The sequence below is a fragment of the Micromonospora sp. CNZ322 genome (assembly GCF_007827755.1).
Window position 1 is genome coordinate 13164 of the sequence record NZ_VITD01000022.1, and the last position, 19926, is coordinate 33089.

Here is a 19926-nt window from a genome sequence, read left to right on the forward strand (position 1 = left end):
CCATTGGAGGATTGGCATGCGTAGAGCTCTGACCCTGGTCGTGTCTGGCCTGGTGGCGGCGTTGCTGGGGGTCCTGGCTCTCGGCGGGATCTCGGCCGCCGCGACCGCCACCGACGAGGAGGCCGCAAAGGAGGCCAAGCTCGTCTCGGAGGCGGCCAAGCGGGCCGGTAAGAAGGACCCGTACGCCCCCGCGGTTTACGGCGACAGGTAGGACGGCTCGCCCCGCTGCTGCACTGGGCGGGGCGACTCCACACCCTTGAGGATCGCCTCGAAGCGCCCACCCGCGGCCTGCCAGGTGAAGCTGGCGGCGTGCTCCCGGGCCTGGGCGCCCATCTCCCGCCGCAGCTCATCCTGGTGCAGAAGCGTGCGCACCTTCATCAGGTAGTCGTCGATGTCGTCGGCCAGCAGGCCGGTACGCCCGTCGACGACCGCTTCGGCGACTCCGCCCGCTCCCCGGAACGCTACAGTCGGGGTGCCCGCCGAACCCGCCTCCACGATCGTGAGCCCCCAGCCCTCCTTGAGGGACGGGGTCAGGGCCACCCAGGCCGAGGCGAGCAGGGCGGCCTTCTCCTCCTCGGTCACGAAGCCCCGGAAGTCCACCCGCTCGGTGATGTCCAGCTCCGCGGCGAGTTCACGCAGGTGCGACTCCCACCAGCCCTGGCCGGCGACGACCAGACGTAGTTGGGGCAGCTCGTCGGCGAGGGCCGCGACGGCCCGCAGCGCCACCTCCACCCGCTTGTGTGGCACCAGTCGGTTCAGCGTCACGAGCAGCGGGAACGTCGCCCGTTCGGCGTCGGTGTGGGGCATCGTCGGGGTGCCGTTGTGCACCACGGAGACCTGCTCCGGCGGCACACCGAGCACTGCCAACTCTCGGCGGGTCGCCTCGGAGACGGTGACGTACCGGCACCGCCGGTAGAGGCGTACGGCGAGCGACGATTCGATCCACCAGCCGAACCGGGCCGCCCACTGTGGAAGCACTACGGGCCACTGCTCGCGGTGCACGTGGTGGATCAGCTTGACCACCGGACGCCGTGCCCACAGCGGGGCGAGGAACGGCAACCCGTTGCAGACGTCGACCAGGACGTCGGGCCGGCCGCCACGGCGGGCCGCCAGCGGGCCGATACCCAGCGCGCCTGCGACGTAACAGAGTGCCGCCCAGAGGTAGACGCTGTGTCGGCCGCCGCGCCTTACCAGCCGTACGCCCGCCTCGTTGACCTCGTCGGCGGGAGCCTGGCTGTGGGCGGCGCAGAAGAGAGTGGCGCGGAATCCGCGCGCCACCAGTTCGGCGGCGATCCGTTCCACGTACACCTCGGAACCGCCACCCTCGGGGTTGCGGGTGTCTCGCCAGTTGAGGAACAACACGTGTCCGGGCATGCCGAAGCGACGCTCCACGCGAACCCTACTCTCAAGTAATTTAGCGACCCGCGTCACATTAGGGGCTGGTGTGCCGGCCGGCAATGCCCCGATGGGCCAGCGCTGGGCGCTACCCGCCGACCGTGGGCACCGGAGTGCCAGCCGCGACGGTCGGCGGTGTGGTGGCCGGTGCGGCCACGTCGGTGGCGGGGGCCCCGGGCGTCTGCCCACGCCCGGTGGATCGGCGGCGACCCTGCGACCCGAGCAGTTGCAGGGGCCGCTCGACGCCGTAGTAGCTGACCGCGGCGTACACCAGACCGAAGGCCATGGTGAGGGCGAACGTGTTGAGCAGCCCACCGGTGAACAGCGGTCGGTCGTCGACCAGGTAGATGAGTTCGATGACCATGGGGTGCCACAGGAACAGCCCGTACGAGACCGCGCCGAGCCACCGGGCGGACGAGCTGCCGAAGATCTCCTTGGCCCGGCTCGGCCCGCCGAAGGCCACCGGGATCAGGATCAGCGCCGCGATCACGAGGTAGAGGGCCAGCTTGACGCCGAACTCGGCGGCCGTCGGCTCGGTGAGGTCGCGGGGGCCGGCGACGGGCGTCGTCGCGATCGCCATCAGGCCGACGGCGGCGGCCCAGCAGGTCACCGGTGCCGAGGCCAGGTCGTCCAGGACCCGGAAGGCCACGGGCGCGGTCCCGGTGCGCAGGGCGACGTGCGCCGCCGCCAGTGCCATGCCGGCACCGAACCAGGCGGCGTACGAGGGGAACCACATGGTGTGCAGGGCGGTGTCGAGCCAGCCGAGCCCCATCAGGGTGAGCCATCCGGCGGTCAGCAGCGCACTACCGCTGACGATCACGATGGTCCGGACGGGACGCCAGGACCGGCCGACGGCGAGCACGGCGACCAGCGGCAGGATCAGGTAGAACACGACCTCGGTGGCGAGACTCCAGGTCTGGCTGAGCCCGGCGCGCAACTGCCCGGGTTGGTAGATCTGGGTGAAGGTGAGGTGGCGGATCCAGTCGCCGACGGACGCCTGCCCGTTCTGCGGCAGGACGATCAGACAGACCACGATCGCCAACCAGTAGGCGGGCAGGATGCGCAGGGCTCGCCGCCACAGGTAGCGCTTGGCGCGGGGCCGGGCCCGGCCCGTCGCGGCGTTGAGCGCCCACGGCCGAAACAGCAGAAACCCGGACAGTACGAAGAAGATGGCGACGCCGACGTCCAGTCGAGCCAGCCAGCCGCCCCAGGTGGTGTTCATGGTGACGGCGGTCTGGAACCCGATGTGGTGACCGACGACCGCCACCGCGCCGATTGCTCGCAGCGCGTCGAGGGCGGGAAGTCGGCCGGTTACCGAAGGCTCCGAAACTGTTGGCGCGGCGGCTGTGGACATCTGGACATCCAGGGGGTCGCTTTGAAGGTGACCGGGGAGTAACCTCCCGCCATGTTAAGGATCGGGTGCCCCGGACAACAGGTCGTAGGGCGGCAGGTTACAGGAGGATGAGTGAAGCTTCGCGTGGGCGCCGCGCTCTTCGGGCTTGGCGTCTTATTGCTGGTCTTCGCGGCCGGGCTGCCGTTTTATGTGGCCCCTGCCGTGACCAAGCTCCCCTATGATCTTGAGCCGACGACGTCCGTCGCCGAGGCGAAGAACGCCAAGTTCCTGAAGATCACCCGGGTCGGAGATTCGGCGACCATCGAGGTCCTGCAGGGCGACCTCACGTCCAATGTCGAGGTCATTCCACAGCCCGACGACACCAAGGATCGGCTGCCCGAGGACCTCAAGGGCGACGCGGTGATCTGGGACGTCTACCAGACGGTCCGGCGTACCGACAGCCCTGAGGTGGTGGTCAGCCAGTACAGCACCGAACTCGCTCTCGACCGGATCTCCGGTGCGGCCGCCTCGTGGAAGGAGCAGTGGCTCAACGAGACCGGGGCGGACGGGACTCCGGTCGGCAATGTCAAGTACTCCGGTCAGATCTACAAGTTCCCGTTCGGCACGGACAAGCGCGACTACCAGATTTTCGACCGTGATCTGAAGCGGGCCACTCCCGCGAAGTTCGTCGGCACCGAAAAGATCAAGGGCATCGAGGCGTACCGCTTCGAGCAGCGGATCGAGAACGAGGTGCTGGCCACGCCGGAGAGCAGCCTCCAGACGTTGGTCGGCAAGTTCGCGCCAGGTGCCACCAGCGGTCAGATCGTCTACAGCAACATCCGGACCGTCTGGGTCGACCCGGTCACCGGCTCGTACGTGAACGTGCGGGAGCAGCAGCACAAGGAGTTGCAGCCGAACACCGGCACCCCCACGGTGCTGCTGGACGCGGACTTCAACTACAACGACGACACGGTCAGCCGCAGTGTCGAGACGGTCAAGGACAACCGCTTCAAGATCGGCCTGATCAGTTTCTGGGGCCCGATCGTCGCTGGTGTCCTCGGTCTGATCGCTGTCGTCTTCGGTGTGTGGCTGGTGACCCGACCCGAGGGTGGGACGGCCCGGCACCGCGCCGAGCCGGCGGTCGACGACCCGACGCCGACCCGGGTGGACCAGGAGCCGGTACGCGACACGGACACCGTCGAGCAGCCCAGGCCGCAGCCGGTCGGTGGGCCACTGACCGACGAGATCCCGCCGGCTTCGACCAACTGGAAGTCGGAGGACCCGACCGTGCCGACCCAGCGTCCGGCTCCGGGCGAGGTCGAGCAGCGCTGACGCGTACGACCGGACGTACGACCGAGGGGTGGACCGCGACGCGGTTCACCCCTCGACCATGTGGCAACCCGTACGACCTGCGTGCTTTACATTTGTTATTCGATTGTAATTAGTCAATGTAGAGTCACGTTGCGCTGATCCCTCTACCGCTTCATGCCCACCTTGTTGCCAAATAGGAGGGTTGCGAGGGCGAATGTGTTCACTGTCTGTGATGCCACACCTTCGCTTGGTTGCCCGACTGTTACCGCCCGGTAATCAGGGGGTTGTGACCTGCGCCGCAACGGGTGCACCATCAAGCCCGATGGTTACCAGCCGGTAACAGGCTGCGGGCTCCCAGTGTGGGACACCCGCTCGGGACCGGCCACTCGCGCGCATCGACCCGAGGAGGAACCCGTGCAGGATCGGTTAGAGAGTCAGGGTCGTACCCGATGGTGGCGTTTCGCCGCCATGATGGTGCCCGCCACGGCGGCTGCCGGCGCCATCCTCTTCGGAATGTCGACCGGCGCGATCGCGTCCGACATCACGGTCTCCGGGCAGACGTTCAAAATCGGCGCCGACCGCCTGGAGGGCGACGGCTTCAAGCAGTACGGCGGCATCGTCCGCGAGAAGGGCAAGGACGGGAAGTCCGGTCAGGTCCACCCGATCGCGCTTTCCGAGATCAGCAGCGCCGAGTTGTACAGCCTCTGCCAGTCCGTCCGCGCCGACCTGCCGGGCCTGCCGGTGGTGCTCACCATCAACGCCGGCGAGGGCAAGGAACCCGCCCGCGCCAAGGACCTGCTGATCGCGATGGACTCGTTGAACGGCAACGCGACCTTCACCAACATCAGGATCGGTCGGGACGCCACCGACCTGAACCCGACGGCGCAGGCCGGCTCGTTCGGCCAGAACTCCGACCACGTCACCATCACCAACCTGCAACAGGTGTCCCGCTACACCACGGCGGCCACGTTCAACCTGGTCGGCCTCCGACTCAAGGTCAACGTGGGTGACGACGCCAAGGGCAAGGAGTGCTTCTGAGCTGAGCCCAGGCCCGCGGTGGTCAGCACCGCGGGCCGGGCTCACGACCCCATCCCCGCTCGGTCCCGTCCCCGCTCGGCCAGGAGGAGTACGTGACAACCGCGAACCCGTCCCACGCCCGGCCCGGTGGTCCGGCTCAGGCGTGGCGGCTCTTCCGCCGCTGGCAGCGCAGCCGGCCGTTCTGGGGCGGACTGCTCATCGCCCTGGCCGGGCTGGAGATGTTCGCCTCCACTCGGATGACCCTCAACGGCCTCAGCTTCCACAGTGGTGCTACCGGCCTGCTCTCGCTGCTGATCCCGATCATCCTGGTGACCTGTGGCCTGCTGCTCTGGTTCACCCCGGCACAGCGGCTGTTCTACTCGGTCGTCGCGGCGGTCACCGCTGTGTACTCGCTGATCGGGCTCAACCTGGGCGGCTTCTTCGCCGGTCTGCTGCTCGGCATCGTCGGCAGCGCGCTCGCCTTCGCCTGGACCCCGATCCGCCCCGCACCACCCACCCCGCCACCGGCCGAGATCGAGCAGAACGGCGACGACCCGGGCGGTGCCGGCCTGGCCGGCGTTGGCCTGGCTGATGTCGGCGCCGACGGATCTGACAGTGGCGGCGCCGAGCAGGACGGTGTCGGACACGCTGGCGCCAGCCAGGGCGGTGTCGACCAGGGCGGTGCTGCCCAGGGCGGTGTCGCGCGGGTCGATCATCCGGGGGTTGGAGCGTCCGACGAGGGTGCGCCGCCCGAGTGGCCGGGACGTTCCGCTGATCCGCGAGCCTTCGCCATCGCTCTCGTGGTCCTCGGCCTGGCGGCCGTCGGGTTGGCCAGCCAGCCCCGAGCGGTGCAGGCCGCGCCGAGCCGACCGGCCTCGACCGGCTGCCCCACTCCGCCCCGGGCCGTCACCCCGTCGCCCAGCCGCAGCGCGGCCACGCCGACGCCCGCCCCGAGCCCGGGACAGGGTGGCAACGTGATCACCGACATCCTGGACGGGATCGGTGATCTGCTCGGCCTTGGAGGCCGCGAGGACCCCGCGCCCTCGGTGAGCCCCACCGCGACGCCGGCAGCCCGGCCGACCAGCACGGCGACGCCCCGCCCCGGCCCCGCCGACTGCCCGGCGCAGCCCCCGGGCAAGCCGACCCCGGGCAAGCCCGGAAAACCGGCACCCGACCGGCCGGGAACGGTGCAGCCGGGCAAGCTCCTGCCGCGGATCGCCGCCGATCCGTCCCTGCCGACGGTGGCCCAGACGCCGTCGAAGGTCACCGGGTCGTCGGTGCGGATGACCGGGCTGCGGTTCGACGGGGTCACGGACCTGCACACCGTGAAGGGCGACCTCAAGGTGCTGAAGTTCAGCATGCGGGAGGCGGTGACCACCGACTTTCTGCTGCGGGCCGACGGCCCCGAAGGGCGCAACCAGCGGTACGCGACCAACCAGTTGACCGTGCGGGGAGACGTGGCCTTCTACGCGACCCGGTTCGTCGGCCGACTGCTCGGCATCAAGATCACGCTGACTCCGGATTTGCCGCTACCGGACGGCCTTCCGATCACCTCGCCCATCCCGATCACGTTCACCGACCCGACCATCGACCTGGCGTTCGTCACCAGCGACACGCTGACCGCCCGCCCGGCGTTGGCACTCACCCTCGGCTGAGCGCACAGCCGCAGAGCGGCCTCGGGCGTCCGGTCGCGCGAGCAGCTTCGGCTCGGGGCGTGGCTGCGCGCGGCGACGGACTCGTCGTACCGTCGGCGCCCGCAGCCACCGCCCGGTCAGAGCCGGGCCAGCGCCCGGCGCAGCGGGTCGAGACCCAGCGCACCCAGGTCCAACGCCTGCCGGTGGAACTCCCGCAGGTCGAAATCGGCGCCCTTGCGGGCCTTGGCGTCCTCGCGGGCCTGGAGCCAGATCCGCTCACCCACCTTGTACGACGGCGCCTGCCCCGGCCAACCCAGGTAGCGGTTCAGCTCGAAGCGCAGGTTCTCGTCCGGAACCCGGCAGTGCGCCCGCATGAACTCCCAGCCCAGCTCGGGCGTCCACCGCTCGCCCGGGTGGAAACCGAACGGATTGTCCTTCGGAATCTCCAGCTCCAGGTGCATGCCGATGTCCACAATCACCCGTGCCGCGCGCATCGCCTGGCCGTCGAGCATGCCCAGCTTGTCGCCCGGATCCTCCAGGTAGCCCAGCTCGTCCATCAGCCGCTCCGAGTAGAGCGCCCAGCCCTCACCGTGGCCGGAGACCCAGCAGAGCAGCCGCTGCCAACGGTTGAGCAGGTCGGCCCGGACGGCGGTCTGCCCCACCTGGAGGTGGTGACCCGGCACGCCCTCGTGGAAGACCGTGGTCACCTCGCGCCAGGTGGAGAAGTCGCTGATGCCCTGCGGCACCGCCCACCACATCCGACCCGGCCGGGAGAAGTCCTCACTCGGGCCGGTGTAGTAGATGGCGCCGTCACTGGTCGGTGCGAGGCAGCACTCGATGCGGCGGACCTGCTCCGGGATGTCGAAGTGGGTGCCGTGCAGCTCGGTGATCGCCTTGTCGGCCAGCGCCTGCATCCAGTCCCGGAATGCCTCCTTGCCCTGGATGGTCCGGGCCGGGTCGGCGTCCAGGGTGGCCACGGCCTCGTCGACGCTGGCACCGGAGCCGGCGATGCGCCCCGCCACGACCCGCATCTCCGCCTCCAGGCGGGCCAGCTCCGCGAAGCCCCACGCGTACGTCTCGTCCAGGTCGACCTTGGCGCCGAGGAAGTACTGCGAGGCGAGCTCGTAGCGCTCCCGGCCGGCGGCCTGCTTGTCCCGCCCGTGCGGGGCCAGCTCGGTACGCAGGAACTGGCCGAACTCCGCGGTCGCCGCGGTCGCCGCCGCCGCACCCCGACGCAGCTCCGAGCCGAGCGTGCCCTCCGCCCCGAGCCGCTCGACCAGCCCGTGGAAGAAGTTGTCACCGGTCGGGTCGACCCAGATGTCGCACTGCTTCGCCACCTCGACCAGCTGCACCTTCGAGCTGACCGCACCGGCGGCGAGCGCCTCACGCAGCGTGGTCTTGTAGCCCTCCAGTGCGGCACCGAAGCCGTTGAGGCGGGCGGCGATGTTGGCCTGGTCGTCGCTGGTCGTGGTGGGCATCAGGTCGAACACCATGCGGATCTCGTGCAGCCCGCTGGTGATCACGCTGACCTCGCTGGTCACCTCGCCGGCGTCGTACCGGGCGAGGTCCAGGCCGAGCCGTTCCTGCATGGCCTCCTTGGCGGTCCGTTCCGATTCGGTCTCCGGCTCGGTCACCTCCAGCTCGGCGAGGGTCCGGCGGGTGAGGTCCGCGCGCGCCCCGTAGCCGTCGGGCGAGAGGTCGTCGAGCTGGTCGTCATGGCCGGCGATGCCGACGAAGGTCGCGCCGGTGGGGCTCAACGGCGCCCACTCGGCCACGTAACGGTTGGCGAGTTCATCAATTCGTCCCACGCTGCGACCCTACGTGACCACCCCACCCCTGTGTCGCCGACGTTTGTCGTGTTGGAGCTGCGGGTTCAGGTACGGCGTGACGGCCGAAAGGCGCGCGACTTTGTCGTACGGTTGCGGCAGAGTGTCAGGGGTGACCACCGATACCACTCCTGACAAAGCGCCGGTCCGCGCCTGGCTGCCCGGCTTTGTCGCCCTCGCCGCGATCTGGGGTTCCAGCTTTCTCTTCATCAAGGTCGGGGTGGCCGAGCTGCACCCGGTCCAACTCACCCTCTACCGGGTCGTCGCCGGCGGTCTGACCCTGCTGGTGGTCCTCGCCGTGCTGCGCGACCGGCTGCCCCGCGAGCCCCGGGTCTGGGCACACCTGACCGTCGTCGCCGCCTTCGGCGTGGCGGTGCCGTTCACCCTCTTCGGCTACGGCGAGCAGCGGGTCGAGTCGATGCTGGCCGGCATCTGGAACGCCACCACGCCGTTGATCGTGCTGCCGCTGGCGGTGCTGGTCTTCCGCACCGAGCGGCTCACAGTGCGCCGCGCGGTCGGGCTCGGGCTGGGCTTCGTCGGGGTGCTGGTGGTGCTCGGGGTCTGGGAGGGCATCGGCGGGGCACACTTCACCGGGCAGCTCATGTGCTTCGGTGCGGCGGCCTGCTACGGCGTGTCCATCCCGTACCAGAAGCGGTTCGTCGCCGGCAGCGCGTACTCGGGTCTGTCGCTCTCCACCGCGCAACTGCTGCTCGCCGCCGCGCAGCTGGCCATCGTCACCCCCTTCGTCGCCGGCCTGCCGCCGCTGCCCACCGAGCTGTCGGCGGGGGTGGTGGCAAGTGTGCTGACCCTCGGCGCGCTCGGCACCGGGCTCGCTTTCGTGATCAACATGCGCAACATCCGGGTGGCCGGCGCGAGCACCGCGTCCACCGTCACGTACCTGATTCCGATCTTCGCGGTGCTGATCGGTGCTCTGGCGCTCGACGAACGACTCAACTGGCACCAACCGGTCGGCGCGCTGATCGTGCTGCTCGGGGTCGCGGTCTCGCAGGGGATGTTCAGTCGCCGCCGGAGCAGCCCGGTCGTCGGCGTCGGTGCTCCCGCCACACCCGCCGCCGAACCCGCCCGCCGCTGACAGACCACCGCTCGATCCGGCGCGTGATCGACTCGGTCTTCTTGAAGTCGGGGTGTCCGGCGGACCGGGACAGCCCGATTTCAAGGAACGTGAGTGGATCAGCGCCGGAGGGCTGGTCAGGTGCGGTTGTGCGTCCAGGTCACCAGTTGCTCTGCCGACCAGGTGTTGATCACGCGGTCGGCGGGGACGCCGCAGAGGGCGGCGCGTTCACAGCCGAATCGTTGCCAGTCGAGTTGGCCGGGCGCGTGCGCGTCGGTGTTGATGGCGAACCGGCAGCCAGCCTCCAGGGCGCGGCGGATCAGGCGCTTCGGCGGGTCCTGCCGCTCCGGCCGAGAGTTGATCTCGACGGCGGTGTCGTGCTCGGCGCAGGCGGCGAAGACGGCGTCCGCGTCGAAGTCGCTCTCCGCCCGGGTACGCGCGCGGTGCCCCCGATCGCCCGGACCGGTCACCCCGGCCGGGCGGGACGACACCATTCGGCCGGTGACGTGACCGAGGATGTCCAGGTGCGGGTTGGCGACCGCCTTCAGCATGCGCCGGGTCATCTTCGACCGCTCGTCCTTCAGGCCGCTGTGCACCGACCCGACCACCACGTCGAGCCGCGCCAGCAGGTCGTCGTCCTGGTCCAGGGAGCCGTCGGCGAGGATGTCCACCTCGATCCCGGTGAGGATCCGGAAACCCTCGGGCAGCGCCGCGTTGACCTGCGCCACGTGGTCGAGTTGCCGGCGTAGCCGCTCCGCGGTCAGCCCCCGGGCCACCGTCAGCCGGGGCGAGTGGTCGGTCAGCACCAGGTACTCGTGGCCCAACTCCACAGCTGCCAGCGCCATCTCCTCAATGGGTGAGCCGCCGTCGGACCAGTCCGAGTGGGTGTGACAGTCGCCGCGCAGGGCGGCGCGGAGCGCCGTGGCCTCGGCGTCCAGGTCGCTGCCCTCGGTCGCCACCAGCCGGCGGAGGTAGACCGGTTCCTCACCGGCGAGGGACTCCGCCACGCAGCGGGCCGTGACGTCACCGACACCGGCCAGTTCGGTGAGCGTGCCGTTGCCGGCCCGTTCGGTCAGCTCGGCCGCAGGCAGGCCGGCCAGCGCCTTCGCCGCCGACCGGAACGCGCGTACCCGGTAGGTGGCCTCGTTCGCCCGTTCCAGCAGGAACGCGATCCGGCGCAGGTCGGCGATGGGATCTCTCGCGCGGGCCATGTCAGGGCGCTTTCGGGCAGCCGTGCTTGCGTTGCCACGCGGTGACCTCGGCGGCCGGCTCCCGGTTGCCGCCGCGCCGCCAGGAGTCCAGGTAACGCGCCGGCCAGATCACCCCGCGCCGGATCCACCAGCCGTCCTTGCCCACGCACGCCGGCGAGATGCCGAAGTGCACGTGACACACGTTGTTCGCGTTGCCGGTGCGGCCCACCTTGCCGAGCTGCTGCCCGGCGCGGACCCGCACCCCGACGTCGACTCCGCTGGTCACGACGCTCAGGTGCGAGCCGTAGTAGCGCACCCCGTCGTCGCCGAGCAGAGCGACCGACAGACCGCCGTTGTCCGGGCCCTGTGGCCCACGCTTGCGGTACCGGTCCACGCGGCTCACCTCCAGCACCGTCCCGTCGGTCACCGCCACGAACGGCTCGCCGCAGTCGGCGAAGAGATCCGTCCCTGGGTACGCCCCGTGCGTCGGGTGGTAGTCGACGTTGTCGGCGCGTACCGGAAAGACGTGCTTCAGCCCGGTGCGGGGTGCCGTCGCCGACGGCCTGGCCGACGACGGCGCCGGGGAGCTCGGGTCGGTCGCCGCCGGCGTGGGCGGCTGCGACGCCGGCTGGTCCGCGGTCGCCCAGACCGAAGGTGGCGTCGGCGCGGCGCCCTCGGGCACCCCCGGCCGGGTGGTCGCACAGCCGGCGGCCAGCACCGGGGCGAGCAGCAGCAGGATCGGGTACGCCGGACGAGCGCGGCGCCTGATCGTCGGCGAGGACATCCGGTCATCCTGGCAGAGCCGGTACCGTGGGCACGAGCGGCACGCGTGAGAGAGGGCAGCGACGGTGACCATTGCGCGACCCGATCCTGGCCCGGATTTCGGTGCCGTCCGCCCGGTGCCGCGTACCCCGTCGGGTCTCTTCCCCTCCGGGCCACCGACGCGGCCCACCTACCGCGAGCCGCACCCGGTCACCGGTGGTGGTGTCGCCTCCGGTGGTGGCGCGGCGGCCGGTTGGCTGCTGCTGTTCGGCCTGCTCGGCACCGACGTGACCAGCTACGCGTGGTGGACGGTGTTCGCCGGCCTGCTGGCCTGGGTCACCGCCCTGGTGCTGGTCCGCTACGGCGACCGAGGGGTGGCCACCGGGGTCGCCATCGTCACGGCGGGTGGTTGGAGCATCGCGGCCGCCGTGGTGGCGGTCCGCTGGGCCACCAGTGGTGACTGGCCGCTGTGGTGACCGGCACGGACGGGCCCCGAAACGGCGCTCGGTGACTGCACCGTGTGCCCGGTTGGCTGCGTAGCGAACGCCGTCTTGACGTGGCCGCCGAGACTCGGCACGCTCGGGACTATGGCCTGGACCACTCCCCGGCAGGATCCCGATCGCAATCGCCGTCGACTGCAGTTGCTGGCCGAGTTGGCGGGCGCCCGGGCGGTCCGCCAGCGCAGCCGACCGCAGCGGCAGCGCACCGAGCGTCTGCGCCAGCTCATCGCCACCCGCCGTCGAGTCGTCGGCTGATCCGACTTTGTCAGGAATGACCCGCCCTTCGGGGCGTTGACGGGTCACCTGCCGATCCGACCGGCTAACGTGCACGCGTAACGAGTCGACGCTGTGTCGAGGGCTATTGGGGGGACCGTGTCGTACTTCGCTGCGGCCGTGGTGCGCGACGACAGTGGCTGGACCGCGGCCGAGGTCAGTCTGCGTGGCGCCACCGACATCGACGAGGTTGCCGACCGGCTGCGTGACGTCGACCAGGAGGCCGACGTGTCGCTGCTCTTCGTCGAGGGCGACGACGCGTACCTGGTGATCCTGCGCCTTGACGAGGGCGAGGACCTGCGGGTGTTCGGTTCGGACTCCGCGTACGCCGAGGAGTCGCAGCTCGGGGCGCTGCTGGTCGGTGACCTGAAGACCTCGGTCACCGGGCTCGACGGTGACGACGAGCCACGCCCGGTGAGCACCGGTGACGAGGAGAGCGAGCAGCCCGTCGTCGACCCGGAGGCCGACCCGGTCGGTGACGCCGATCTGCTGGCCAACCTGGGCATCTCCGCGCAGAAGCTGCTGACCCTCTGTACCCACGAGGGGATGATGCCGGCGGACGTCACCGCCGAGATCTGCCAGGTGCTCGGCTGCGCCGACGAGGTCGAGGAGCTGCGTGAGGTCTGAGCCGGCCGACGCCACCGATCCGTCGCTGGAGTCGATCCGACCGGGCCAGCCGACCCCCGGCGTGGTGGGCCGCGCCGGGCCCGGCGCCCACGAGGGTTTGGCGGACCCGGGCGAGGTCGGCCGACGACAGCGGCACGAGCTGTGGATGCGTCGCGCCCTGGAGATCGCCGTCGCCGGTCCACCCGTCGACGACACGGTCAGTACCGACGTCGACGACGTGCCGGTGGGGGCGGTGCTCTACGGGCCCGACGGCACCGAGTTGGCCACCGGACGCAACGAGCGCGAGCTGACCGGAGACCCCACCGCCCACGCCGAGGTGCTGGCCCTGCGCCGGGGTGCCGAGCGCACCGGCCGGTGGCGGCTGGACGGCTGCACCCTGGTGGTCACCCTCGAACCGTGCACCATGTGCGCCGGGGCGCTGGTGCTGGCCCGGGTCTCCACAGTCGTGTTCGGCGCGTGGGAGCCCAAGACCGGCGCGGCCGGATCGCTCTGGGACGTGCTGCGGGACCGTCGGCTCAACCACCGCCCCGAGGTCTACGGCGGGGTGCTGGAGGCCGAGACCGCCACCGTCCTGCGCGCGTTCTTCCGCTGAAGCCGCGTCGCCGGTCAGGCCGGCGGCACTGTGACCGTGACGATCAGACCGCCGTCCGGCCGGGGCTGCGCCTCGGCGGTGCCGCCGTGGGCCCGGGCCACCGCGCGGACGATGGACAGCCCCAGCCCGAAGCCCCGCGCGCCGACGACCCGCTCCCGCGACAGCCGGCGGAAGGGCTGGAACATCGTCTCGACGTCGTAGCCGGGGATGACCGGGCCGGTGTTGGTCACCGTGAGAGTGGGCCGACCGTCGACCAGCCCGGTGCGTACCTCCACCCAACCGTCGGCGGGCAGGTTGTGGCGCAGCGCGTTCTCCACCAGGTTGAACGTGAGCCGCTCCAACAGCACCGGGTCGCCGGTGGTGGGCGCCGGGGCCAGGGCCCGCCGAACCCGCACGTCGGGTGCCTGCTTCCCGGCCTGATCGGTCGTGTGCGCGCAGACCTCGGCCAGGTCGACCGGCGTACGCTCGGTCAGCTCGTTCTCCGAGTCGGCCAGGGTCAGCAGACCGTCGATCAACCGCTCGTGGCGTTCGTTGACCGCCAACAGCGACTCGCCCAGCCGCCGGGTCTCCGCCGACGCGTCCGGGCGGGTGATCGCCAGCTCCACCAGGGCGCGGTTGAGCGCCAGCGGCGTACGCAGCTCGTGCGAGGCGTTCGCCACGAACCGGCGCTGCCCGTCGAAGGAGCGATCCAGCCGTTCCAGCATCTCGTCGAAGGTGTCGGCGAGTTCGCGTACCTCGTCGGGAGGGCCGGTGAGCGCGATCCGCTCGTGCAGACCACGGCCGGCGGTGTCCGCGCCGGCGATCCGGCGGGCCGTGCCGGTGATCTGGAGCAGGGGCTGCAACGCCCGACCGGCGAGCAGCCAGCCGAACGCGATCGCCACCGTCGACACCACGATCAACGCGATACCGCCCTGGGTGAGCAGCGACTCCAACGCGTTGCGCTTCGCCTCGTCCTGCACCTCCTGCAACAGGGCGCGCAGGTTGTCGACGTTCTGCCCGCTGGGCGTCGTGGGGGCTGTCTTCGGCAGGTCTCGCAGGCTCACCCCGAACGGCTGCGGCATCCGCTGATCCACCAGCACGTACGTGACGGCGAGCAGGACCACGCCGGCCAACAGGAAGAGCCCGCCGTAGATGAGGGTGAGCCGGGCGCGGATCGTCAGGCGTTTCATCGGATCTGGTACCCCGCCCCGGGGACCGTCTCGATCACCGGTGGGTCGCCGAGTTTGCGGCGCAGCTTCATGACTGTCACCCGGACCACGTTGGTGAACGGGTCGATGTGCTCGTCCCAGGCGCGTTCCAGCAGGTCCTCGGCGGAGACCACCGCGCCGTCGGCGCGCAGCAGCTCGGCCAGCACCGCGAACTCCTTGCGGGACAGCGCCACGTGCCGGTCGTCACGGCGTACCTCGTGTCGGGCCGGGTCGAGCTGGATGCCGGCGCGACGCAGCGTCGGCGGCGCCGCCGGGCGGGATCGGCGGGTCAGCGCGTGCACCCGGGCCGACAGCTCGACCAGGGCGAACGGCTTGGTCAGGTAGTCGTCGGCACCGAGCGCCAACCCCGCCACCCGTTCCCGGACCGCCGCCGACGCGGTAAGCATCAGCACCCGGGTCTCCCCGCCCGCGTCCACGATCGCCCGGCACACGTCGTCGCCGTGCACCACCGGCAGATCCCGGTCCAGGACCACCACGGCGTACTCGTTGACGCCGAGCCGTTCCAACGCGGCGTCCCCGTCGTACGCCACGTCGACAGCGAACGACTCCCGACGCAGCCACTCGGCGATGGCGTCCGCCAGCACGTTCTCGTCCTCGACCACCAGCACTCTCACCCCTCAATGGTGCTCGGGGTGCGGTAACGCCGGCATAACCGCCGACGGTAACGCCGGGGATACGCCCGCTGCCGTGCACTGGGTGCCACGTTCGGCGAACCGCGCCGGACCTGAGCGGAAGCGGACACCATGCGACGACAGATGCTTGCGATCCCCGTCCTGCTCGCCCTGGCGCTGTCCGGGTGCGGCGCGGGAGGCGACGACGGCGGCGGGGTCGCTACCGCCGGCGGGGCGAAGGCCGAGGCCACGGCGAGCGGCACGCCGGTCAGTGACTCGGACCGGCAACTCGCCTTCGCCCGTTGCATGCGGGAGAACGGGGTGGACATGCCCGACCCGGAGGCGGGCGGGCGTCCCGGCTTCCGGTTCGGTGCGGACGTGGATCAGCAGAAGGTCCAGGCGGCCATGGAGAAGTGCCAGGACAAGCTGCCCAACGGCGGGCAGGGACCGCAGCTCAACCCCGAGCAGGCCGAGCAGATGCGGACGCTGGCCAAGTGCATGCGGGAGAACGGGGTGCCGGACTTCCCGGACCCGGACGCCGACGGGCGGGTCCGCATCGGGGCGGGGGGCAACGCGATCAACATCGGCGACCCGGCCATGAAGGCCGCGCTGGAGAAGTGCCGGCAGCACGCGCCGCAGTTCGGAGGTGGCCGGTGACCGGCCCCATCCGACGCTCGCGGCTGCGCGCCGCCGTCACCGGCGGCGTCGTCCTGCTGGTCGCCGCCGTGGGCGTGGTCGCCGCGGTGGGCTTCGGCGGCGGCGCCGACGGAGGCCACGCCCAGGCCGGCAGCGCTCCACCCGCAACCGCCACGGTCACCCGGCAGACCCTCGCCGACTCGGAGACCGCGGACGGTGAGCTGGGGTACGGCGCGACGCGTACCGCCACGGCGAAGCTCAACGGCACCGTCACCGGGCTGGCTGCCACCGGGTCGACGGTGCGGCGGGGCAAGACGCTCTACCTGGTCGACAACGAGGAGGTGGTGCTGCTCTACGGCGGGTTGCCCGCGTACCGGACCCTCGCCCCCGGGGTGGAGGGGCCCGACGTCGCGCAGTTCGAGCGGAACCTCGAAACGCTGGGCTACACCGGCTTCACTGTCGACGACGAGTACACCGGCGCCACCGCGGACGCCGTCCGGGACTGGCAGGACGATCTGGGCCTGAGCGAGACCGGTCGGGTCGAGCCGGGGCGGGTCGTGTACGCCGACCGGGAGGTCCGGGTGGAGAGCCACCAGGTCGACGTCGGCGATCTCACCCAGCCCGGCCAGGCGGTGCTGACGTACACCGGCACCAGCCCGGTCGTCACCGTCGAGTTGGACGTGGACGACCAGCGGTTGGCCAGGCGCGACGCGAAGGTCACCGTGCGGCTGCCGGACGGCGGGACGGTGGCGGGCACGATCAGCACTGTCGAAACGGTCGTCCAGGCCGGCGCGACCGGCGCCAACGGGCAGGCCGGCGACGCCGAGACGAAGATCGAGGTGACCGTCGCGGTGACCGACCCGAAGGCCCTCACCGGCTTCGACCAGGCCAGCGCGGACGTGACGTTCACCGTCTCGGAGCGCCGCGACGTGCTCACCGTGCCGGTGGCGGCGCTGTTGGCGCTGGCCGAGGGCGGCTACGGCGTCCAGGTCGCCGAGGGCGACGCGAGCCGGGTCCTCGCGGTGACCACCGGGTTGTTCGCCGACGGCCGGGTGGAGGTCACCGGTACGGGCCTCACCGAGGGCACGTCGGTGGTGGTGCCGACGTGAGCGGCGAGGTGATCGTGCTCGACCGGGTCAGCAAGCGGTACGCCGGCGGCGTCGTCGCGTTGGACGACGTGTCGCTGCGGATCGGTCACGGCGAGTTGGTCGCGATCGTCGGCCCGTCCGGATCGGGCAAGTCGACCATGCTGCACCTGATCGGCACCCTGGACCGGCCGTCGTCGGGCAGCGTCCTCATCGACGGGTACGACGCGGCGAAGCTGACCGACCGGGAGCTGTCCGCGCTGCGGGCCACCCGGATCGGCTTCGTCTTCCAGCAGTTCCACCTCGCTCCTGGCGTCCCGGTCGTGGACAACGTGGCCGACGGGTTGCTCTACTCCGGCGTACCGCTGCGGCGGCGGCGCGAACGGGCGGAGGCCGCGTTGGTCCGGGTCGGCCTGGGCCACCGGTTGGGGCACCGGCCGCACGAGCTGTCCGGCGGGGAACGGCAGCGGGTGGCCGTGGCCCGCGCGGTGGTCGGCGAGCCGGCGGTGCTGCTCGCCGACGAGCCGACCGGCAACCTCGACTCCCACTCCGGTGCCGGCGTGTTGGAGTTGCTGCACGATCTGCACCGGGCCGGCACCACCGTCGTGGTGATCACCCATGACCGGGAGATCGCGGGAAGCCTGCCCCGGCAGGTGCGGATGCGCGACGGCGCGGTGCGGCACGACTCGGCCCTCGCGTCGGGTGGGGTCGGCTGATGGCGACGCTGACCCCGGCCCGACTGCGGCCGGCGGACGTCGTGCGCGTCGGTGGGGTGGGGCTGCGGACCCGTCCCCTGCGGGCGTTCCTCTCCGCGTTGGGCATCGCGATCGGCATCGCAGCGATGATCGCGGTGGTCGGCATCTCCTCGTCGTCCCGGGCCGAGCTGGACCGGGCGCTCGACGCGCTCGGCACCAACCTGCTCACCGTCGAGCCGGGCACCACCCTGTTCGGCGCGGACGCCCAACTGCCCGAGGAGTCGATCGCGATGATCGGGCGGATCGGTCCGGTGACCGAGGTGTCCGCGACCGGGCAGGTGCCCGACGCCAAGGTGTACCGCTCGGACCGGATCCCGGCGGCGGAGACCGGTGGCATCGCCACCCGCGCGGCCCGGCTGGACCTGCTCGGCACCGTGGGAGCCGAGGTGACGACCGGCAGCTGGCTCAACGAGGCGACCGCCCGCTACCCGGCGGTCGTGCTCGGCGCCACCGCCGCGCAGCGGCTCGGGATCACCTCGGCGGACCCGCAGGTGCAGGTGTGGCTGGGTGGGCGGCCGTTCACAGTGGTCGGCACCCTCGCCGCCGCACCGCTCGCCCCGGAGTTGGACACGTCGGCGTTGGTCGGCTGGGCGGCGGCGGCCGAATACCTGGGCTTCGACGGTCACCCGACCACCGTCTACACCCGGGCGCAGGAGTCGCAGGTCGAGGCGGTCCGGTCGGTGCTGGGCGCGACCACCAATCCGGAGGCGCCGAACGAGGTCGAGGTGTCCCGGCCCTCGGACGCGCTGGCCGCCGCCGAGGCGACCGACGACGCGTTCACCGGCCTGTTGCTGGGCCTGGGCGCGGTCGCCCTGCTGGTCGGTGGGGTCGGCGTGGCGAACACCATGGTGATCTCGGTGCTGGAACGCCGAGCCGAGATCGGCCTGCGCCGGTCACTCGGCGCCACCCGCGGTCAGGTACGGGCCCAGTTCCTCACCGAATCGCTGCTGCTCTCCGCGCTTGGCGGGATCGGTGGGGTGGTGCTGGGCATCCTGGTCACCTCGGGCTACGCGCTGTCGCAGGACTGGCCGACAGTGGTGCCGGCCTGGGCGATGCTCGGCGGGGTGGGCGCGACACTGGTCATCGGCGGCTTCGCCGGCCTCTATCCGGCGGTGCGCGCCGCCCGCCTGGCGCCGACCGAGGCGCTGGCCGCCGTCTGACTGGGGTGGCGGGTCGGGCTGGCATGGCGGTCTGGCCCGGCGTGGCGCGGTCGGGCCGGCGTGGCGCGGTCGGGCCGGCGTGGCGGTCTGGGCCCGGCATATGTGGAAGAGCGGTATGACTCTGAGGCATATTTATACCTCTGAGTCATACCGCTCTCGGCAGTGCCAGCGCCCCCGCCGGAATGGATCAGGCGATGATCGTGTCGAGGGCGATCTCGACCATCTGGCTGAAGGTCTGCTCGCGCTCCTCCGAGGTGGTCTTCTCACCGGTCTTGATGTGGTCGCTGACTGTCAACACGGTCAGCGCACGGGCCTTGAACCGGGCAGCGATCGTGTAGAGCGCCGCCGACTCCATCTCCACAGCCAGCACGCCGTAGTCGGCGAGGGTGTCGTAAAGGTCCGGCCGGTCGGTGTAGAAGGCGTCCGCCGCCAGGATCGGCCCCACGTGCATGGTGATGCCGCGCCGCTCGGCCACCTCGACCGACGTACGCAGCAGCCCGAAGTCGGCCACCGGGGCGTAGTCGATCAGCCCGTCGAAGCGCATCCGGTTCATGTTCGAGTCGGTGGACGACCCGATCGCGGCCACCACGTCCCGCAGTTGCAGGTCGGTGCTGAGGGCACCACAGGAGCCGACCCGGATCAGCGTCTTCACGCCGTACTCGTTGATCAGTTCGTGGGCGTAGATGGAGGCCGACGGCATGCCCATGCCGGAGCCCTGGACGGAAACCTCGACGCCGTTCCAGCGGCCGGTGAAGCCCAGCATGCCCCGAACCGTCGAGTAGCAGGTGGCGCCCTCGAGGTAGGTCTCCGCGATCCACTTGGCCCGCAGGGGGTCACCCGGCATCAGGACCCGCTCGGCGATCTCGCCCGGCTTCGCGCCGATGTGCGTACTCATGGCAAAGATCCTGCCAGGCCGGCCCGGGCGATACCGGTTCGGCG

At 71.2% G+C, this 19926-nt stretch carries 21 protein-coding genes; 13 read left to right on the plus strand and 8 right to left on the minus strand.

The window, feature by feature from the left end; all coding sequences use genetic code 11:
- Nucleotides 1-16 precede the first annotated feature (16 nt).
- Nucleotides 17-211 carry a hypothetical protein gene (locus tag FB453_RS32065; protein ID WP_145796285.1) on the plus strand — a complete coding sequence of 65 codons (195 nt, stop codon included), beginning with the start codon at nt 17-19 and terminating at the stop codon, nt 209-211.
- Here the strand turns inward: FB453_RS32065 and FB453_RS32070 are convergent.
- Together FB453_RS32070 and FB453_RS32075 are read right to left on the minus strand one after the other, a co-directional pair.
- Nucleotides 196-1374 carry a glycosyltransferase family 4 protein gene (locus FB453_RS32070; RefSeq protein WP_145796365.1) on the minus strand — a complete coding sequence of 393 codons (1179 nt, stop codon included), beginning with the start codon at nt 1372-1374 and terminating at the stop codon, nt 196-198. The two genes, FB453_RS32065 and FB453_RS32070, sit on opposite strands and share 16 nt — an antisense overlap.
- Before the next feature lie 109 nt (nt 1375-1483).
- Complete coding sequence (locus tag FB453_RS32075; protein ID WP_145796287.1) at nt 1484-2749, minus strand: acyltransferase family protein; 1266 nt, start codon at nt 2747-2749, stop codon at nt 1484-1486.
- A gap of 111 nt (nt 2750-2860) precedes the next feature.
- Between FB453_RS32075 and pgfA the strand changes: the two genes are divergently transcribed.
- The 3 genes from pgfA (at nt 2861) to FB453_RS32090 (ending at nt 6711) form a co-directional block, all read left to right on the plus strand.
- A complete protein-coding gene (gene pgfA / locus FB453_RS32080) occupies nt 2861-4060 on the plus strand; it encodes a cell envelope lipid trafficking protein PgfA (RefSeq protein ID WP_145796290.1) in 1200 nt (399 codons plus the stop codon).
- A gap of 393 nt (nt 4061-4453) precedes the next feature.
- On the plus strand, nt 4454-5077 hold the full coding sequence (locus tag FB453_RS32085; protein ID WP_112586860.1) for a DUF6230 family protein: 624 nt from the start codon (nt 4454-4456) through the stop codon (nt 5075-5077).
- Between the two features lie 92 nt (nt 5078-5169).
- On the plus strand, nt 5170-6711 hold the full coding sequence (locus tag FB453_RS32090; RefSeq protein WP_145796293.1) for a DUF6114 domain-containing protein: 1542 nt from the start codon (nt 5170-5172) through the stop codon (nt 6709-6711).
- 116 nt (nt 6712-6827) lie between these two features.
- Here FB453_RS32090 and FB453_RS32095 read toward each other — a convergent pair whose 3' ends face one another.
- Nucleotides 6828-8498, minus strand: a complete 1671-nt coding sequence (locus FB453_RS32095) for a DUF885 domain-containing protein (RefSeq protein WP_145796295.1) — start codon at nt 8496-8498, stop codon at nt 6828-6830.
- 130 nt (nt 8499-8628) lie between these two features.
- Between FB453_RS32095 and FB453_RS32100 the strand changes: the two genes are divergently transcribed.
- Complete coding sequence (locus FB453_RS32100) at nt 8629-9609, plus strand: DMT family transporter (RefSeq protein WP_145796296.1); 981 nt, start codon at nt 8629-8631, stop codon at nt 9607-9609.
- 116 nt (nt 9610-9725) lie between these two features.
- On the opposite strand, the gene FB453_RS32105 is transcribed toward FB453_RS32100, so the two are convergent.
- On the minus strand, nt 9726-10799 hold the full coding sequence (locus tag FB453_RS32105) for a PHP domain-containing protein (RefSeq protein ID WP_112586852.1): 1074 nt from the start codon (nt 10797-10799) through the stop codon (nt 9726-9728).
- Between the two features lies 1 nt (nt 10800).
- A complete protein-coding gene (locus tag FB453_RS32110; protein WP_145796298.1) occupies nt 10801-11562 on the minus strand; it encodes a peptidoglycan DD-metalloendopeptidase family protein in 762 nt (253 codons plus the stop codon).
- Nucleotides 11563-11626: 64 nt separating this feature from the next.
- Between FB453_RS32110 and FB453_RS32115 the strand changes: the two genes are divergently transcribed.
- The 4 genes from FB453_RS32115 to FB453_RS32125 all read left to right on the plus strand — a co-directional run bounded on the left by FB453_RS32115 (nt 11627) and on the right by FB453_RS32125 (nt 13532).
- Nucleotides 11627-12016 carry a hypothetical protein gene (locus FB453_RS32115; protein ID WP_181518659.1) on the plus strand — a complete coding sequence of 130 codons (390 nt, stop codon included), beginning with the start codon at nt 11627-11629 and terminating at the stop codon, nt 12014-12016.
- 111 nt (nt 12017-12127) lie between these two features.
- A complete protein-coding gene (locus tag FB453_RS34535) occupies nt 12128-12295 on the plus strand; it encodes a hypothetical protein (protein WP_167362451.1) in 168 nt (55 codons plus the stop codon).
- 117 nt (nt 12296-12412) lie between these two features.
- Nucleotides 12413-12940 (plus strand): tRNA adenosine deaminase-associated protein, encoded by a 528-nt coding sequence (locus FB453_RS32120; RefSeq protein ID WP_112586846.1) that lies wholly within the window; start codon nt 12413-12415, stop codon nt 12938-12940.
- 145 nt (nt 12941-13085) lie between these two features.
- On the plus strand, nt 13086-13532 hold the full coding sequence (locus FB453_RS32125; protein ID WP_091403639.1) for a nucleoside deaminase: 447 nt from the start codon (nt 13086-13088) through the stop codon (nt 13530-13532).
- Nucleotides 13533-13546: 14 nt separating this feature from the next.
- Here FB453_RS32125 and FB453_RS32130 read toward each other — a convergent pair whose 3' ends face one another.
- Nucleotides 13547-14701, minus strand: a complete 1155-nt coding sequence (locus FB453_RS32130; RefSeq protein ID WP_145796300.1) for a sensor histidine kinase — start codon at nt 14699-14701, stop codon at nt 13547-13549.
- The gene (locus FB453_RS32135; RefSeq protein ID WP_181518658.1) at nt 14698-15354 is read right to left on the minus strand and encodes a response regulator transcription factor; all 657 of its coding nucleotides are present in this window, start codon (nt 15352-15354) and stop codon (nt 14698-14700) included. The genes FB453_RS32130 and FB453_RS32135 overlap by 4 nt, the downstream gene beginning before the upstream one ends.
- Before the next feature lie 141 nt (nt 15355-15495).
- Here FB453_RS32135 and FB453_RS32140 point away from each other — a divergent pair, with 141 nt between their 5' ends.
- From FB453_RS32140 to FB453_RS32155, 4 genes are read left to right on the plus strand one after another with little or no spacing between them, the layout of a single operon-like run.
- The gene (locus FB453_RS32140) at nt 15496-16008 is read left to right on the plus strand and encodes a hypothetical protein (RefSeq protein ID WP_486480562.1); all 513 of its coding nucleotides are present in this window, start codon (nt 15496-15498) and stop codon (nt 16006-16008) included.
- The gene (locus tag FB453_RS32145; RefSeq protein WP_145796305.1) at nt 16005-17096 is read left to right on the plus strand and encodes a peptidoglycan-binding protein; all 1092 of its coding nucleotides are present in this window, start codon (nt 16005-16007) and stop codon (nt 17094-17096) included. The genes FB453_RS32140 and FB453_RS32145 overlap by 4 nt, the downstream gene beginning before the upstream one ends.
- An 8-nt stretch (nt 17097-17104) precedes the next feature.
- A complete protein-coding gene (locus FB453_RS32150; protein ID WP_211326764.1) occupies nt 17105-17788 on the plus strand; it encodes an ABC transporter ATP-binding protein in 684 nt (227 codons plus the stop codon).
- Nucleotides 17788-18987 (plus strand): ABC transporter permease, encoded by a 1200-nt coding sequence (locus tag FB453_RS32155; protein WP_145796307.1) that lies wholly within the window; start codon nt 17788-17790, stop codon nt 18985-18987. The genes FB453_RS32150 and FB453_RS32155 overlap by 1 nt, the downstream gene beginning before the upstream one ends.
- 187 nt (nt 18988-19174) lie before the next feature.
- Here FB453_RS32155 and deoD read toward each other — a convergent pair whose 3' ends face one another.
- On the minus strand, nt 19175-19882 hold the full coding sequence (gene deoD, locus FB453_RS32160; RefSeq protein WP_074315244.1) for a purine-nucleoside phosphorylase: 708 nt from the start codon (nt 19880-19882) through the stop codon (nt 19175-19177).
- Between the last annotated feature and the right edge of the window lie 44 nt (nt 19883-19926).